Below are 17062 nucleotides of genomic sequence, written 5' to 3' on the forward strand. Positions count from 1 at the left end.
TTTTACACCTCCCTACAGATTTGTCAGGATAACAACAACAAAATAACCTTATACTGCTGAAGATTTGCTTTGAACTCATTATCCTCCGTGAGCAGTTTTTTTCGCAATACTTTCAGCGCATAGGCAATATGGTTCTCTACTGTTCTTTCGCTGATTTGCAGCACTGCTGCGATCTCCCGGTATTTCATACCTTCGAAACGGTTCATTTTAAAAACCTTTTTGCACTGCCCGGGTAAGTGTTCTATTTCTTTGTACACCAGTACTTTTAATTCGCTTTCATGTATTTGTGCTAACACATCCTGCCCGGCCCTCTTCTTACTGATTTCGTCGTGGTGGCGCTGCAAGTTTTTAGCACGCTTCAGGTAATTTAAAGCGTTGTTAATGATGATCCGGCCAAAGTAAGATTTGAGCGCATGCGGGTTATCTATCTTGAAAGGCATCTCCCAAAATTTTAAAAATGCATCCTGCACAATATCTTCGGCCACCACTACATCTTTCACATATTGCAACGCCAATAAAGTGAAGGCCTGGAAATGCTGTGCGTATAGCCGGGTAAATGCCACTTTCTCTCCTACGCTGGTATCAACGCTCATCTTGTCCCATTGGAATGAAAAAAAATTATGAATGGATATTACAGATCTATCCTGTTTAAACAATGCACACTAAAGGTATTAGATAAGGCAACATTTATTTTTTAGCGCGTAGTTGGCCTTCCACAATATAATAAATTTTTAAAGATGCTTCTCCGTTTGGCAAGGGGATTAACGGGTAAAATTTTGCCGTCTTTTGGGTTACCGCTTGTTTATAACTTCGCGGCTGTATGATAGTAAGGATGCAGGCGTATAGGTACTACCTCCTGCACCCTATGTATTTCCTTATAAATTTACTTCCACCTTATCATCGCTGTTCAGGAGCTGTATTACCTGTACCTTACAACTGTCTACCGGGGTAAAGCCACCTTGTGGATCAAAGCGGGAAATAGGCGACAGGAAAGGCAGGCGGGCATTTGCCGGCGTGTAGGCTTTCCCGTTTACCGTAGGCTGCAGGTTTTCAAAGCCGTGGAGGATGAGGGCTACGTGGCCAAATTTGGAAGCGGCCTTACCTGTTTTGGCCCCCAGCGTAATGGTGTGGGTAGCGGGCGTGTAGGCGATGTCGCGCCGGTAATAGGTGCCTTGTTCATATGCGTAACTAATGCCATCGTCTTCATAATAGGTAAAATGATTGGCGGTGTGTCCTTTGTAAATATGGAGGCGCAGGGTATCGTCTGGTTTTTCGCTGGTACTTTGCACCAAGGATTGCATGGGGATAATGCTGCTTTCTCTCACATATACGGGCAGCTTATGCAGGGTAGTTTCCAAAAGCTTTTCCTGTGCACCGGTAAGGAGGGTATCGTTATACAGGTCGTACCAGTCGCCTTCGGGGAAGTAGGTCTTTACCACCGTTTGCTGGCTGGTAACGGGTATCACCATCAACGCAGGGCCAAAGAAAAATTGTTGCTGGTATTGAGGATCATACACTTTGTCATCATATGTATAATCGATGGCCAGGCTGCGCTGCACAGGCAGGCCGGTTTGCGCGGCGGTGTAAAAGGTGGAATACAGGTAAGGCATGAGCTTATACCGCAGGTTAATGTAGTTGCGGGCTATCTCCATGGTTTCTTCCCCATAGGTCCAGGGTTCGGAAGAACGGGTGTTTACGGCGGTATGACTGCGGTAGTAAGGAATGAATGCGCCTAGCTGTATCCAGCGGGTATACAGACCCACGGAGGCATTACCTGTAAAGCCACCAATGTCCATGCCCGTAAAGGCCACGCCGCTTAGCCCCAGGCTATTGAGCAGGCGTACGCCCGCCAGCATGTGATCGTCTTCGGAGCGGTTATCGCCCGTCCAGATGGCGGTATAGCGTTGCAGGCCTGCATACCCGGCGCGGGTCAGGATGAAGGGCCTTTCATGGGTAGCTTCCTTGGCACCTTCGTAGCTGCTGCGGGCCATGTTTAGCGCATAAACATTGTGCGCCTGCAAGTGGGTAGTGGGATGGCCATCGTAATTAAACAAAACATTATTAGGCATCTTTTGTCCCCAGGTGGCAATTTCATTCATATCATTCCAGATGCCAGCCACGCCAATATCGGTATAGTGGTGCAACTGCTGTTTCCACCACGCCCGGCCCCGGGGATCGGTGAAGTCGGTAAAGTTGCACCAGCCGGGCCATACCTGGCCACTGTATAACTGCCCATCACTGTATTTGATGAATACATTGGCCATCAGACCTTCTTCATGGGCGGCATACCCGTCTTCTACTTTAATACCTGGATCTACGATCAGGGTGGTACGGAAACCGTCGGCTTTCAGGTCGCTGATCATCTTTTTCGGATCGGGGAAGCGGTCTTTATTCCAGGTAAATAGTTTGTAATTATCCATGTAATGAATATCCAGCGTTATCCCATCTGCTGGTATTTTCTTTTCGCGCAGGGTTTGGGCAATGCGCCTTACTTCTGTATCGGGGTAATAGCTGTAGCGGTTCTGCTGGTAGCCCAGGCTCCACAAGGGAGGCAAGGGCATACGGCCGGTGAGGGCAGTGTATTCCGAAATAATATCGGCCAGTTGCTGGTGGTAAATGAAGTAATACTGCATTTCCCCGGCGCGGGCACCAAAGGCGGCATAACGGTCGGTGCTGGCCCCAAAACTAAAATCACTCTGGTAGGTATTGTCCAGCAGAATGCCGTAGTTCAGATGGTGGTGAATGCCGATGTAGAAGGGAATGGTGGAATAAATAGGGTCTGCATTCACCGCATAGCCAAATACGTCGCTGTTCCAGTTCGTATACGCATTGCCAAACCGATCCAGCGGACCGGTTTTTTCTCCCAGGCCTACAAAGCGTTCGCCTTCTTGCAGGTGCTTATAAGTGGTGACGTTCTCTCCTACCCAACTGGTGGTGAGGCCTTTTTCGTCGGCATTTATTTCCTGCCCCTGTATATTGAGGAAGCGGATGGCATATGGTTTTTTCTGCACCACTACTTGGAGCGAGTCGGTGAGCAGGGTAAATGTGGTGGGCGAGTCGCTGGTTTTTATCGCCGTGGTTTGTGGCTGGGCAATAACGGCATAGGAAAATGCAGCCTTGAGCGGCTGGCGGTCCATGCGTACCCGCACCATGGTGGGGGAGCATACGGTAATTTCTACCGCGGCATTACTGATCTTCAGGTGAATGGTTTGTCCGTTTACGGAAACTTTTTCCACATTGCCCACAGTGTTTACGGTTTCCTGCGCGAGCGCGGGGATGGCCATGGTAAGGAGGAAACATCCGGCGATCCATCGCTGCATACATGTTTTCATAACGCTTCACATTGTTTTTTAAATGTACAGGCCCTTTGGGCCAATGAAGGCCCTTGATACCGCCTCGCAGATGGATAAACGGTCCGGCTGCACGCGGTATAGGTCATGGTTAATATATTATGTAAAATATAAATGTATTAACTACTATTTTTTAATACATAAATTTTCCGGGAACGATCCCAGCGCCCTCAAATTTAAACAACAAAATGGGGATTAAACAAGGGCGTGGATAAAAAGGCTATGGGGTGGTTGGTAAGTTTTATTCCAAGCGCCGGACAGACGTTAGGTATACGTATCCTAGGCTCTCTATAGGCTTAAGGTAGGCTTTGGTATGCCTGAACCCAGGCGTTGGGTGGGCGTACTATAGGTGCTAAGCGCTTTAACCTAATCATTGGCATACTCCCATTTATTTCCGCATTACATAAATATTTTTCCCGTTGTGATAACCCACCTGCCTGCTCCTGGGTGACCTTTGCGATCGTAAAAAAACACAACCTATATGAAGAAAAGGACGCACTCCGTTTGGAAAATACTATTACTTTTAGGAGCATTTTGTTGTGCTGTTCAGCCCTTATGGGCCGCTACCGAACCCGAACCTGGTGAAGAGCAATTAGGCAACATTCATGGCACTGTTCGTACTGCTGATGGCGCAGCTGCTCCTGCTGTAAACATCCTGCTGAAAGGCACTAATAAAAACGCTCAAACAGACGATAACGGCCATTATACCCTTCGCCACATTGCTGCCGGTAATTATTCCCTGGTGATTTCGCTGATGGGCTATGCCCCTGTAGAAAAAGCTGTTACTGTACAAGCTGGCAAAAACGTTGTAGTAGACATTTTACTGGAAGTATCTAACCAGCAATTGAAAGAAGTAACCATTGCCGGTAATAAATCTAACCGCTACACCCGCTCATCCAGCAACGACGTGGGCAAAATGCCGCTGAACCGCCTTGAAAACCCGCAATCGTACGCGGTAATTCCCAAAGAATTGCTCAATGACCAGATAGCCATTACTCAGGACGATGCCCTGCAAAATGCCACTGGCCTTACGAAAATGTGGGACGCCGTAGGCCGCCCCGGCAGCGGTGGCAGTTTTTATACCCTGCGCGGCTTCATTACTTCCAGCAATTTCCGTAACGGGATGCCCGGTACCGCAGAAGCCAAGATCGATAATGTGAATACCGAAAGCATAGAAGTGCTTAAAGGCCCATCCGCCACCCTCTTTGGCAGCAGCCTTACCTCCTACGGTGGTCTTATTAACCGCGTTACCAAAAAACCTTACGATAGCCGTGGTGGCGAAGTGGCTTATACCACGGGCAGTTATGGCCTGAACCGCTTGTCTGCAGACCTGAATACTCCTTTGGACAGTGCCCACCAGGTGCTTTTCCGCCTCAATACGGCTTATACTACCCAGAACTCTTGGCAAGACAATGGCTTTTCTAAAAACCTGGCCATTGCCCCCAGCCTTACCTATAATGTGAACGACCGCCTCAGCTTCCAGTTCGACGCCGAAATCTATAATGGCAAGAGTACAGGCTTCCCTATGTTTTTCTTCCCGTATTGGTCTACTGTACAGGCCTTTGGCGTGAGCAGTGCCGATAAGCTGAATATCGACTACTACCGTTCCTATAACAGTAACGACCAGGTGATCACCAACAACAACTATAATTTCTTTGGTGAAATGCGGTATAAACTATCTGACAACTGGACTTCCCGTACCCTGGTAACCACCAGCCGTAACAGTTCTGAAGGCGCGATGAGCTACTTTTACCTGCTACCAGGCAACGATAGTGTGGCCCGCATGACCTGGAAACCGGAAGGTTATGATAACAGCCTGGATATCCAGGAGAATATTAATGGCGATTTTAAGATAGGCAGCCTGCGCAACCGCCTGGTAGTTGGCCTGGATTTTTATCACTATAACTCCAACATTTACTACCGCGAATTCCAGGGCAACTGGAATGGTACACCTACGACCGACTTCTTCGATGTAGTGCCGCTAAATGGCAATAGTCCTAATTATGGCAACTTTAACCACGACAAGGTGAGTGAGGCGTATAATTCACTGCCTACTGCCCCTTACGCTTACACTATCATTTATAAAACCAACACCTACAGCGCTTATGCCAGCGATGTGCTGAACATCACCGATCGCCTCACGGCGCTGCTGGCCCTGCGTTTCGACTATTTCGATAACAAAGGTTCTTACAACACCCAAACGGGCAAGATAAACCCAGGCACCCAATACGATCAGAAAACCCTGTCGCCCAAATTCGGGCTGGTGTATCAGGTAGTGAAGGATAAAGTAAGCCTGTTTGGTAATTACCAGAATGGCTTTACTAACGTACAAGGCACAGACTCTGCCGGCAATACGTTTAAACCAGAACAGGCTAACCAGTGGGAAGGCGGTGTAAAAACTGCCCTCCTGGATGGTAAGCTGAACCTGACCGTGAGCTACTACGATATTGCAGTAAAAGATATTGTTCGCTCAGATCCTGACCATCCGAACTTCTCTATCCAGAACGGTACCCAGAAGAGCAAGGGTATTGAGGGCGAGATTGCTGCCAATCCGATTTCCGGACTGAATATAATAGCCGGTTATGCTTACAACGATAGCAAATACGAACGGTCTACTGCCATTACTGAGGGCCGCCGCCCTAGTACTGCCGGCCCGGCAAACCTGGCCAACCTCTGGATCAGCTACCGCATTCCCGCCGGGGCAGTGAAAGGCCTGGGCTTTGGTTTCGGAGGCAACTATGCCAGCGACAATAAAATCATTAATTCTACTAACCAGGGCGTTTTTATCCTGCCCAGTTACACGGTGATGAATGCCAGCATCTCCTACGATCGGGCTAAATACCGCCTGGCATTAAAGATGAATAATCTGACCGATAAGAAATATTATACCGGCTACTCCACCATCAACCCGCAGATGCTGCGCCAGGTGGTAGGTAGTATTTCCCTCCGGTTCTAACTTCTTAACTAATGTTCCATAAATACCGCCAGTGTGGCCGGAAACGGCAGGCTGGCGGTTTTTTTATGTTCTTTTTTCGCCACAGCCCCGCTCCCCACTGCTTCCCTTGAAAACAGCAGGTATTTTTTACAATAAATTGCAAATCAATAACTTATGCAATACCATTTTATTTATGGCCCACCTCCCCACTTGTAATCGATTTGTTAAAACAATGATTTCCAACGTGCTGGGTTTTCAGCAAAAAGCAGAATGTCGTATATTTGCAGTACTATCTTATCACACCCTCCCGGTGTGATCCTATGTAACGAGTGATATTGTCCTGGCCAATTTAGTTTTAGTAGCGCTTAACCCTTCATTGTCCTGGCTATATCTCAAAAATGAACTGCAATGAATAAAAACTTGAAACAAGGCTTGTTTCCCGTACTACTCCTTACGAGTTCATTGGTGGCTTTATCATCCGGCAAGCCAAAGAATGCCCGGAGTCAAGCGTCTGCTATTGTAAAAACAGCGGCCGCTAAACCCGCGCGGGCAGCCAATATGGCCGCCGTGTATGATAGCTTGCAACTGAATGCTATGGGGCTTTCTGAAGGTGCGTTTTTCGCAGCAGTGGAAGGACTGCGGCAGTTGATCGCTGAAGGTAAATTGCACAATGACAGCATTATTTCCATCGTGGATTTTAGCCTGCCTTCTACCGAGAAGCGGCTGTTTGTCATAGACCTTGACCATAAAAGATTGTTGTTTAACACCCTGGTATCGCATGGGAAAAACTCCGGAGTGAATAATGCGACGTCTTTTTCCAACAAGCCCAATAGCTTTAAAAGCAGCCTTGGTTTTTACATCACTGGCGACACCTATCCCGGTAAGCATGGCCTGTCTATGCGCCTGGTGGGGGAAGAACATGGTATTAACGACAACGCCCTGCGCCGCGGTATTGTGATGCACAGCGCCGATTATGTGAATGATGATATGGCGCGCAATAGCGGACGTATAGGCCGCAGTGAAGGCTGCCCTGCAATACCAGCGGAAGTGAGCAATGATATTATTAATACCATCAGCAACGGTAGTTGCCTGTTTATGTACAGCCCCAACCCGTTCTACCTTAAGCATTCCCGCTATCTGCCGCGAGCCTGATAACATGCAAATCTGTATAGTAACTGCCCCAAAAGGGGTTGCTTCAAAAAAAAACAAGCGGGTGTCTTATTAATTAATGAGACACCCGCTTGTTTTATATATGCCCCTTTATGGTTAAAATAGCTGGTAGGCCTTATGGCTGGAGGGCCTGATAATGCTGGATGTTGTAGTTTTCCTGTTGGCGGATATTGCGCTTCATATGCCGGCGAAGCCGCTATCTGGCTCGCCCGACCTTCTCAGTCGTATTCTTATTTTACTGGAGAAAAAACTTATGCGAACTTTTGGGGTGCAATACTTTTTCAAGCGATGGAACTTTTACTTTCCCTATCAATATAACTGGGGGCCTGGTGTTGTGCGGCATCAGGAGTTGCCTGCCCTTGCAAGGCCGCTGCCATATTATCGCTAATTACCTTAGCGGCCTTGGGATGCAACTCCTTTCTTTGAGATCAGCAGCAGGCCCAGGTAAGTAAGTCCTGCATTGATGAGCAGCAGCTCCACCCCTATCTGGTAGCCATTAAACCATGCCTTGGAATACAGGGACAAGATATAAGTGAGTACCGGAGCTACCAGGCAGATCACCAGTACCGCCGGGCTTTCCCGGATGCTGCGTTTGCTGAAAATGCCAAATACGAAAAGTCCCAGCAATGGCCCATAGGTATAGCCTGCTAGCGAAAGAATGGTATCGATAATAGATTTTTTGTTCAGTGCTTTAAACAGCAGCACGCAGAGAAAAAAGATAAGGGCCATGCTGAGGTGTACGGTATGGCGGGTGCGGGTGCGGCTTTTTTCGCTCAGGTCTTCCCTTCTTTTTAATCCCAGGATGTCTATGCAGAACGAAGCCGTAAGTGCAGTGAGTGCTCCGTCTGCGCTGGGAAACAGGGCAGAGATCAGCCCGATGATAAACACGAAAGACACTACACCAGGAAGGCCGGAAAGCAGGGCCACCGTGGGAAACAAATCGTCGCCCTTGGCTACGATGGCCGGGGTGGCATCCTGAAACAGGTAGAGCAATCCTCCGAGAAACAGGAACAATACATTTACAATCACCATCACCATGCTGAAGGTGATCATATTTTTCTGGGAATCTTTAAGGCTGCGCACACTAATATTTTTCTGCATCATTTCCTGGTCTAACCCCGTCATGGCCACGGTAATAAAAGCCCCGCCCAGTATTTGTTTCAGCCAGAAGCCGCCCGCACTCACCTGGGTGTCGAACACGCGGGTGTATCCTTTAGCCTGCAGGGCCGTCCAGGTATCGCCTACGCCTATATGCAGGTGGGCCATGATGTAGTAAATACATACCAGCAGGCCAAGCAGCATAAAAGTAGTTTGCAGGGTATCCGTAAATACAATGGTTTTTACCCCACCTTCAAAGGTGTAGAGCAAGATCATAAGCAGCAGTACAAAGGTGGTGATGGCAAAGGGTATGCCCAGCCGGTCCAGGATAAATACTTGCAGCACGTTGATCACCAGGTATAGGCGGGCCGTAGCGCCTACGGTGCGGGAAATGATGAAAAAGAATGCGCCGGTTTTATATGCCCAGCTTCCAAAGCGATGCTCCAGGTAGCGGTAAATGGAGGTAAGCTGCATACGGTAGTAAATGGGTAGCAGCACATATGCCACGATGAAGTAGCCGAAGAAGTAACCGATAACTACCTGTAGGTAATTGAAGTTGGAAATGCCCACCTTGCCCGGCACACTTACAAACGTAACCCCGCTCAGCGAGGTACCGATCATGCCAAAGGCCACCAGCATCCAGTTACTATTGCGGTTGCCGATAAAAAAAGAATCGTTGTTGGCATTGCGGCTGGTGTACCAGGCTACGCCCAGCAAAATGCAGAAATAGGCGGATACCAGCAGGAGCAGTAAGGTAGCGGACATGTTATAACGTACCGTTTTTCAGGGTTGGCGCAGTAAGCGCTGCCAGCCAAGGAGCGGATCGCCAAAAATAGGGAGAAATGCGGATTTTTTGCGGCTATTTGTGGGCACCGCGGCACGTAGGCGGTTTTCCACTTCTTTAAAATGCGCTAGTTCCTGGGAAATGATGAAGGAGGCAAACATACCCTTACCAACTACCTGCAGGCATTTCCGCTGCCGCTTTATCTTGGTCTGTGCGCTGAAGGGAATGCGCATTTCGCTGCTGCCTGACTCCTGCCTGGCCACAAAGTCTTCGCCCAGTTGCAGTTGGTATCCTTTGGCGAGTAAATGATTGCTGTAAAATACTTAGACCATTAAAAAAGCGAGAATCGCCATCGGTACGCCGCAGGTTTGTGCGAAGGCATATAAGTTGCGGCCATGCTGAAAACAAAAATAACGTATAGCCAGCATTACCCGCCACCAGGTGTTGCGCATGTAGCAGCGCGGGCCTTCGGGGGGAATTTTATAAACCTGTACAATTTGCATGCGTGGGTTATCGGTTAGCGGTGGTTAAGCAATGAAAGCAAGTTGCTGATTAGCTGCATACCGGTGAGTTTCAAATATACATTGAGCAGCACTATGCCCCAGAAAAGATACAGGAAATATTTTTTGCGGGGTTTTAAAAATTTGCTTCGGTGGGTATTGATCACCCGGTTAGGCAGCCCTATGATAAATAGAATAAGACAGGCATAAGGGTCGTTGCAGACCCGGTCTTTCCAAATGTAATACTCTACCAGCCAATATACCAGCACAATCATCACCATCATTATGATGGATATTTTATGGGAGCGAAAGCTCTACGTACGCACCCCTTCGGGGGATAATTTTAATTGTTGCATGTATAGGAGATAGAAATGAAAACAATATACATTTTCCTTTTTTAAAACGGCAGCAGGTGTTCACACTCCATCACCGCTAGCAGCACCCAGGCCAGCAGCAGCGCCAGGATAAGGGGGCGGCACAGAGGCCCCCATTGGGAACGCTGCATCACCTGCGCACAGAGCAGCAATACCAGCAATAGCAACACCAGCAATGGCAGGTGTATATACCAGGCCACCACGCCCAGGCCTGCCAGGGAAGCCAGGCCCAGCGTTACTACCTTCCAGCGGGCGGGCCGGCTCATGGTAAGAGATGGGCTGCCCTTGCCGCGGGTGGCTTTATGGCCGCCTTCCGCATGCCGGGCCTGCCAGGTGGCCAGCGCTACGGCCATGTGCCCGAAAGATTCCATACTGCGGGGAATAAGTATATCCGGCCGCCCCTTATGGCGCAGCACCCGCAGGCCATGCACTGTAAGCCGCAGGGAGCGGATGTCGCTAAAGGGCACGTATACTTCCCTTATGCCCAGCAGGGTAAAGCCTTCGCTACTAAGCTGCATGCCTTTATACAACATCCCTTGGTGGCGCTTACCCGCTGCCTGCCAGGCCCACCAGGCCAGTAGCGGCAGCCCGCAGGCGGCAAGCCACAGGTGGCTACCCAGGCCTTGCAGGCGGTGGTAATGTAGCAGGTGAAACAGCATTACACAAAAACAACTGAAAATCATGACCGACAGCCCCACGCTGACCAGGTGCAGCCGGAAAGGACGCGGGTCATAGGGCCCGTTCTGATAGGATTTCATGGTATACATCTAAAGTGGGTATAGGTATGCGGGTTATAATGCAAGGTATAAAAAAAATAAGGCCTAATACCCCCTATATTTGCAAGGCAAGGACGGGTATTTTATGGATACGGAACAGCAGCAACAACAGCGGAAGATCATCCATATCGATATGGATGCGTTTTATGCTTCGGTGGAGCAGCGCGACTTTCCCGAATACCGGGGAAAGCCGCTGGTGGTGGGCGGATTGCCGGAAGGGCGGGGCGGCGTGGTGGCTACGGCCAGTTATGAGGCCCGCAAGTTTGGCGTGCGTTCGGCCATGCCTTCCAAACGTGCCCTGCTGCTATGCCCCACGGCTATTTTTGTAAGGCCCCGCTTTGCTGCTTATAAAGAAGTGTCTGCCCGCATCCGCGAAATTTTTAGCCGTTATACGGACCTGATAGAACCCCTATCGCTGGATGAAGCTTACCTGGACGTAACCGCAGATAAATTGCACATTGGCTCTGCACTGGAAATAGCGCGACTTATAAAACAAGCCATTCACGACGAACTGCAACTCACGGCATCGGCAGGGGTGTCTGTCAATAAATTTGTAGCCAAGATAGCCAGTGATCTCGAAAAACCGGATGGACTTACCTTCATCGGGCCATCGGCCATTACCGGTTTTATGGAAAACCTGCCCGTAGAAAAATTTCACGGCGTGGGTAAGGTTACCGCAGAAAAAATGAAACAAATGCAACTTCACTCCGGGGCCGATTTAAAAAAATTGACGGAGGCTACGTTGGTGCATCATTTTGGCAAGGTGGGTCATTTTTATTACCAGATAGTAAGAGGCATAGATAACCGGCCCGTGGAGCCGCACCGCGAAACAAAATCAGTAGGGGCAGAAGATACTTTTGCGGCAGACCTGGAAGCGCCGGAAGATATGTATGCTGAGCTGGCCCGCATTGCCACACTGGTACAGGAAAGGCTGCGCCGCCACCAACTGAAAGGGCGCACCCTTACGCTGAAGATTAAGTATTTTGATTTTCAGCAGATCACCCGCAACTATTCTTTTCCTCAACCCATGGACGATGTTAACACTATCCTGGATACCGCTAAAAAATTATTAGCGGCTACCCTGCCGGATGGCAAGCCTATAAGGCTGCTGGGTATTACCATTTCTAATTTCGGCGAAGCGCCTGACAAAAAAAGAAGACCCGGCAATCCGGATCAACTATCCATGTTCTGAGCACGCATAATAGCATTCATTATATGCAAAAGCCTTGCAAGCAAGGTATTCAGAAAAAGATTTTTTTTGCGGCCCGTTCTTTGTTTTACTTCCCACAATTAGTTTATTTTAGCCGCGAAACGAATGCCCACGCAGCAATGAGTGTGCGTTCGTTTTTTGCATTATTTACATACGCTTTATTTTATCATATACCGCATTTTTTCACCCGGCAGGAGGAGCGGTTATGTGCAACCTTAGATAGACAAACATTACAACGCAATGGCAAATTATTTTCCGTTCACGATCAGTGATTACAAAGGCACTTTTGGTATCGTCGCAGCTGTTGAAAGCCCGGAACTAAATTCCCGGTATTTCAACATTTTCAGTAAGTATAATTATGAAGGCAATGGTTTTGCATGGGAAGGGATTATTAAACAGATCCTGGAAAAATTAGCCCCCGACCTGCTAACCCACGTGGAATACGATACACTGGAAGGCGGTTTTTACGCCTATGCCGATTCCAAGGATACACAACTGCGCATCCTGGACGTGCTGGTGCCGGTATTTAATGACGACCAGGTGCTGGAAGATTATTTGTCGCAGGCAGATCCTTCTCAAATGACGGCAGGCGCATAATACGAACGCAATTGTTTACCGCATTAAAAAAGCCTTGGAACATTTGATTCCAGGGCTTTTTAAATTCTATACATTTGCGCCGCCTGCGGCGCACCTGCATTTAAGGATTGGTAGACCAAAGGCCTGCTTCTTTTACAAACACCCTGCGGTTTAACTTCAATTGCATCACCACCAGTTCTGCCAAATCCGACGGCTGCATCACCTTATCGGGGTTGCCATCGGTAAGTTGGAGGTTTACCGCCAGGTCGGTAGCCACGGTACTGGGGGTAAGCGAAGTAACGCGGATATTGTGCTTGCGCACTTCCTGCATGAGCGACTCCGACAGAGCAATGAGGCCTGCCTTAGAGGCGCTGTAGGCGCTGGTTACCGCCGCACCGCGCTGGCCGGCGGTGGAAGAGATGTTTATAATATCGCCGGTACTGCGGGCTATCATAGCGGGCAGCACGGCGCGTGTTACGTAGTACACGCCAAACAGGTTCACTTTCACGATATCTTCCCACTGTGCCGGTTCCAGGGCCAGGAAACTGCCAAAGGCAGCAATGCCGGCATTGTTAATCAAAATATCGATAGGCCCCTGGGTCAATACGCTGGTTACTGCGGCATTTACAGACGTTATGTCCGCCACGTTGGCCATTACGGTGAAGCTGCTACCACCGAGTGCCTTGATCTCGGCGGCTACTTGTTGCAGATCGTTTTCGGTGCGGGCCAGCAGGCTTACCCGTACGCCTTCCTGGGCCAGTGCTAGGGCTATGGCGCGGCCTATACCTTTACCCGCGCCGGTTACGAGGGCATGTTTTCCGGTTAATGATTCCATGATAAATATTTACTACAAGGTCGTTGTTTAATTTGAGGCTGCAATGCTTTCCTGCAATTCTTTGATGGTCATGTTGTACAACACGCTGTGCCGGTTTTGTACGCGCTGCACCAGGTGTACATGGGCGATGTAGTTTTGTACAATCTGTATTTTATCGCTGGGTGTTACCACCAGCAGCTGCAAGTGCAGCTGCTTGCACAGCTCCATGAGGTAGGTGGCTTTTTCTTCGTCCTGGTTACTAAAACTTTCATCTACCGCAATAAAGCGCAGGCTCTTGCTGTTTTTACCTTCTCGGGTAATGCCAAACTGGTAGGCAATAGCGCTGCATAGAATAGTGTAGGTAAGTTGTGCCTTTTCTCCACCAGACAATTGCCCCATCTGCCGGTAGGTTTTCTTGAGTTCTTTGGTATCGGTATAAATTTCATCGGCCCAAAACTCGAACCAGTTGCGTACATCCATCACCCGGTTGCGGTACACTTCACTCTTATCCAGTTCTTCAATAAGGGGTAGCACGTGTTGTGAAAAATGCCGGGCCTTTTCTTCAAAACTGCTTTGCTGCCAGTTGGACGACTGCGGCAAGGCATCCAGCAGTTTGGCGCGGAAGGCCCTGATGTCGGTGCCAGCGGGTACTGCGCGCTTGCCTAACTGGATGAAGGTATCCGGCAGGCGGTTAAAGTGAATACCCCGCAGCGAGTCATTGAGCTTGGCAATACTGTTCGTAATATCCCTTTCCCACTTCTCCATTTCTTCCTGCAGACCGCCGATTTTGTAGGTGATGGTATCGTTTATAAATTGCTCGAATGCCCGTTTGTATTTTGGTAAATTTTCCTGTTCCAGCTTATCCAGCCAGTCTACATACTCATTGGCATAGCGGGCGTCTTGCGGCAGGTGTTGTACCTCTCCCTCCCACTCTGGCGAAAACTTTTCTTTGAGTGCCAGCGAAGGATTTTTAATGCTTTGTATGCAGCGGTCCAGCAAGCGTTCTTCTTTGTGCAAGGCATCGCGTTGTTCGGACAGGGCGTTTTCCTGTTGCTGTTTAAACTGCTGGTACACCGGATCTATATCTTCCAGGGTTACGAAACCCAGGCGGGTGGCGTGTTGCTGTTGGAAAGACAACAGGGCGTCTTTGTCTGCTGCCGTAACATGCTCCATGAGGGGTTGCAGTAACACCAGTTGCTGGCGCAGGGAAGCGGCGGTATTTTGCTCCAGGGCTTCACGGCGGATGAGTTGTTCCTGCTGGCTGGCTACCTGGTCTTTTTCTGCCTGTATTTCCTGCAACTGCGCTTTCAGCAGATCTAGTTCTTTATTGGCGCTGCGCAGGCCCTGTGCCTGTTCGGTAAGTTTGTGAATGCCGCGCTGTATGCCGGTGATGTCCAGGCTGGAGAAGCCCGGCGTTTCTGCTATCCGCATCACGGCTACAAACTGCTGTTGTAATTTGGTGGCCCGCTGCCGGCATTTTTCCAGTGCTTCCTCCGCCTTAGACAGCTGCGCCGACAAGGTGTTGCGGCGGCTTATGAGGAAGTCTCTTTTCTTTTCATTGTTCCATCCCATTACAAAACGGCTGGGGTCCGACTTTTCGGCGCGGTCGTCTTTTTCGTGGCGGCGGCCATTTTTTATGAGGCCTTGCAAGGTAATGGCGCGCTCGTATCGCTCCATGCCGCGCTCACTGTCCAGGCACACATAATTGAACTGGCGGATGATTTGCTGCGCCACCCAATTGCCCAGTTTATGTTCGGGATGAAAGTCTAGCTTCTCCGACACCGTACCGGCTTCGGGATACTGCGAGAGCGGCACCTCCACAATATGCTCATACACCAGGCGGGCGCGCAGGTTGTTATTGTTCACATACTTATTTACCTTCTTATAGTGCTTATCGGCCACCAGCAGGCGCAGGGAAAACGAATGCAGTAATTTTTCCAACGCGGGCTGCCAGTCCATTTCCGCAGCATTCACCTGCATCAGTTCTCCGGCAAAGGGCAGGTCGTTGCTGTCTATCTCCAAGGCATCGCACAGTTGCTGGCGGGCGGCCATGAGGTGGGCGGGTATGTTGTTTTTACTTTGCAGCAGGTTTTGCAGTTCCTGTTCCAACTGTTTCTTTTCCGCGCCCGCTTTTTCCCGGCTGTTTTGGGCGGCATACTGGTCTTCTTCCTGCTGTCGCTGCTTGTCTTCCAGTTCCAGCTTTTTGCGGCGGGTAGCTTTTAAAATGCGCTGAAAGGCAGCATCGTCTGCGGGCCTACCTTCTTCCAGTTGCAAGGCCTGGCACCACTGTAGAAAGATAGCGACATTGCGCTCGGCATCGGCTAGTTTTACTTCCTGTTCCTGTATATCTTTTTCTAGTTGCTGCAAGCGCTGGCCGGCCTGGTGCTGGTCTATATGGTTGCGGGCCAGGCGTTCTGTTTCCTGTAGTTTTTCCAGTTGGGTTTTTGCGTCCTGTATTTGTTGCTGCACCTGTTTTACCAGGGATTGGTTTTCTTCCAGGCCCACCTGTAGCAGTGCATGCTTCGTAAAAGTGTTCCACAGGGCTACCGTTTCCAATACGGCCTGTGTGCCTTGCAGGCCCTGGTGGGCCAGGTCGTACAGCTCCAGGTGCTGGCGGATGGGTTGCAGCAGTTTTATTTGCGCTTCCACCTTTTCAATATTGCGCTGAGCGGCTAGTAAAGTGGCCAGGTGTTTTTTCAGTTCCTGAAACTCCTCTTCCATATTACGTGGCTCCAGCATGTGCAGGCGGATAAACTCATCCAGGTTGCCCAGCACTTTAATGCCCACGGTTTGGTTAAATAACTGCAACGCCTGTACGCTCTGCATGCCCAATACATGCACCAGTTGCTGGGCGTACTTGCTGGCCGCGTCAAACCAGGCTATTTGCTTACGGCCAACGCCTTTATTAAAACGCTGGTCCAGCGCTTTTTTCCATTGGCCGTTCAGGTCAAACGGTTTAAAATCTTCCTCAATATGCAGGGGCTTATGGGCAATGCCAAAGACCTTCTTCATATCGCCATTCACGAAATACCTTACCTGGAAAAGTGTGACCTGCTGTTCGGCCTCATTGGCAAAATGGGCCAGCAGAATGCTATAGGCCTCCTCCCGCGACTCGCGGAGATAGAGGGTTTTAACAGTGCCACTGCTTTCATGGTTCATGGTGCCATAGCCGCCCATCACGTAAGTTTCTTCGGTACGGTCGCCTTTCTTCTCGCTGCCAGAGCTTTGGTTATAAAAGCGAAACTTTTTTTCCGGCACGATCAGGGTAAGCAGGGCATCCACAAACGTGGTTTTGCCGCTGCCATTGGCGCCGGTAAGCAAGCTGGTTTCGCCCATGGGCTTTATGCTGTGTACCACATCGTCGAAGGTACCCCAGTTGTATATTTCCAGGTATTGCAGGCGGAAGCCGTTTTTATGCTGATCGGTACTGAATACGTTTAGTTGCATCGTGTGTTTTTACAAAGTTGGATAGGTC

At 49.5% G+C, this 17062-nt stretch carries 13 protein-coding genes; 4 read left to right on the forward strand and 9 right to left on the reverse strand.

Annotation, left to right across the window (positions count from 1 at the left end; translation table 11 throughout):
• Positions 1–23: 23 nt before the first annotated feature.
• A complete protein-coding gene (locus GA0116948_RS00730) occupies positions 24–593 on the reverse strand; it encodes an RNA polymerase sigma-70 factor (RefSeq protein WP_089707988.1) in 570 nt (189 codons plus the stop codon).
• A gap of 282 nt (positions 594–875) precedes the next feature.
• Complete coding sequence (locus tag GA0116948_RS00735) at positions 876–3332, reverse strand: glycoside hydrolase family 31 protein (protein ID WP_240619104.1); 2457 nt, start codon at positions 3330–3332, stop codon at positions 876–878.
• A gap of 499 nt (positions 3333–3831) precedes the next feature.
• On the opposite strand from GA0116948_RS00735, the gene GA0116948_RS00740 reads away from it, so the two are divergent.
• Positions 3832–6306 (forward strand): TonB-dependent receptor, encoded by a 2475-nt coding sequence (locus GA0116948_RS00740; RefSeq protein ID WP_089707993.1) that lies wholly within the window; start codon positions 3832–3834, stop codon positions 6304–6306.
• 387 nt (positions 6307–6693) lie between these two features.
• Positions 6694–7437, forward strand: a complete 744-nt coding sequence (locus tag GA0116948_RS00750; RefSeq protein WP_089707997.1) for a murein L,D-transpeptidase catalytic domain family protein — start codon at positions 6694–6696, stop codon at positions 7435–7437.
• Positions 7438–7848: 411 nt separating this feature from the next.
• Here GA0116948_RS00750 and GA0116948_RS00760 read toward each other — a convergent pair whose 3' ends face one another.
• From GA0116948_RS00760 to GA0116948_RS00780, 5 genes are all read right to left on the reverse strand, one after another.
• On the reverse strand, positions 7849–9318 hold the full coding sequence (locus tag GA0116948_RS00760; protein WP_089708001.1) for a sodium:solute symporter: 1470 nt from the start codon (positions 9316–9318) through the stop codon (positions 7849–7851).
• Between the two features lie 18 nt (positions 9319–9336).
• Positions 9337–9600, reverse strand: a complete 264-nt coding sequence (locus tag GA0116948_RS00765) for a hypothetical protein (RefSeq protein ID WP_123891667.1) — start codon at positions 9598–9600, stop codon at positions 9337–9339.
• Between the two features lie 60 nt (positions 9601–9660).
• Positions 9661–9840, reverse strand: a complete 180-nt coding sequence (locus GA0116948_RS00770) for a hypothetical protein (RefSeq protein ID WP_089708005.1) — start codon at positions 9838–9840, stop codon at positions 9661–9663.
• Between the two features lie 14 nt (positions 9841–9854).
• Positions 9855–10121, reverse strand: coding sequence for a hypothetical protein (locus GA0116948_RS00775; protein ID WP_089708008.1), 267 nt, complete (start codon positions 10119–10121; stop codon positions 9855–9857).
• Between the two features lie 113 nt (positions 10122–10234).
• Positions 10235–10969 (reverse strand): hypothetical protein, encoded by a 735-nt coding sequence (locus GA0116948_RS00780; protein WP_123891668.1) that lies wholly within the window; start codon positions 10967–10969, stop codon positions 10235–10237.
• 79 nt (positions 10970–11048) lie between these two features.
• Here GA0116948_RS00780 and dinB point away from each other — a divergent pair, with 79 nt between their 5' ends.
• Together dinB and GA0116948_RS00790 are read left to right on the forward strand one after the other, a co-directional pair.
• Positions 11049–12179, forward strand: a complete 1131-nt coding sequence (dinB, locus tag GA0116948_RS00785; RefSeq protein ID WP_240619105.1) for a DNA polymerase IV — start codon at positions 11049–11051, stop codon at positions 12177–12179.
• Positions 12180–12437: 258 nt separating this feature from the next.
• Positions 12438–12794, forward strand: coding sequence for an Imm51 family immunity protein (locus tag GA0116948_RS00790; protein WP_089708016.1), 357 nt, complete (start codon positions 12438–12440; stop codon positions 12792–12794).
• Between the two features lie 100 nt (positions 12795–12894).
• Here GA0116948_RS00790 and GA0116948_RS00795 read toward each other — a convergent pair whose 3' ends face one another.
• Positions 12895–13608 carry a 3-ketoacyl-ACP reductase gene (locus GA0116948_RS00795; protein WP_089708018.1) on the reverse strand — a complete coding sequence of 238 codons (714 nt, stop codon included), beginning with the start codon at positions 13606–13608 and terminating at the stop codon, positions 12895–12897.
• A gap of 27 nt (positions 13609–13635) precedes the next feature.
• Positions 13636–17034, reverse strand: coding sequence for an ATP-binding protein (locus GA0116948_RS00800; RefSeq protein ID WP_089708019.1), 3399 nt, complete (start codon positions 17032–17034; stop codon positions 13636–13638).
• Positions 17035–17062: the final 28 nt, after the last annotated feature.

This window comes from Chitinophaga costaii (genome assembly GCF_900094705.1).
Lineage (GTDB): Bacteria > Bacteroidota > Bacteroidia > Chitinophagales > Chitinophagaceae > Chitinophaga > Chitinophaga costaii.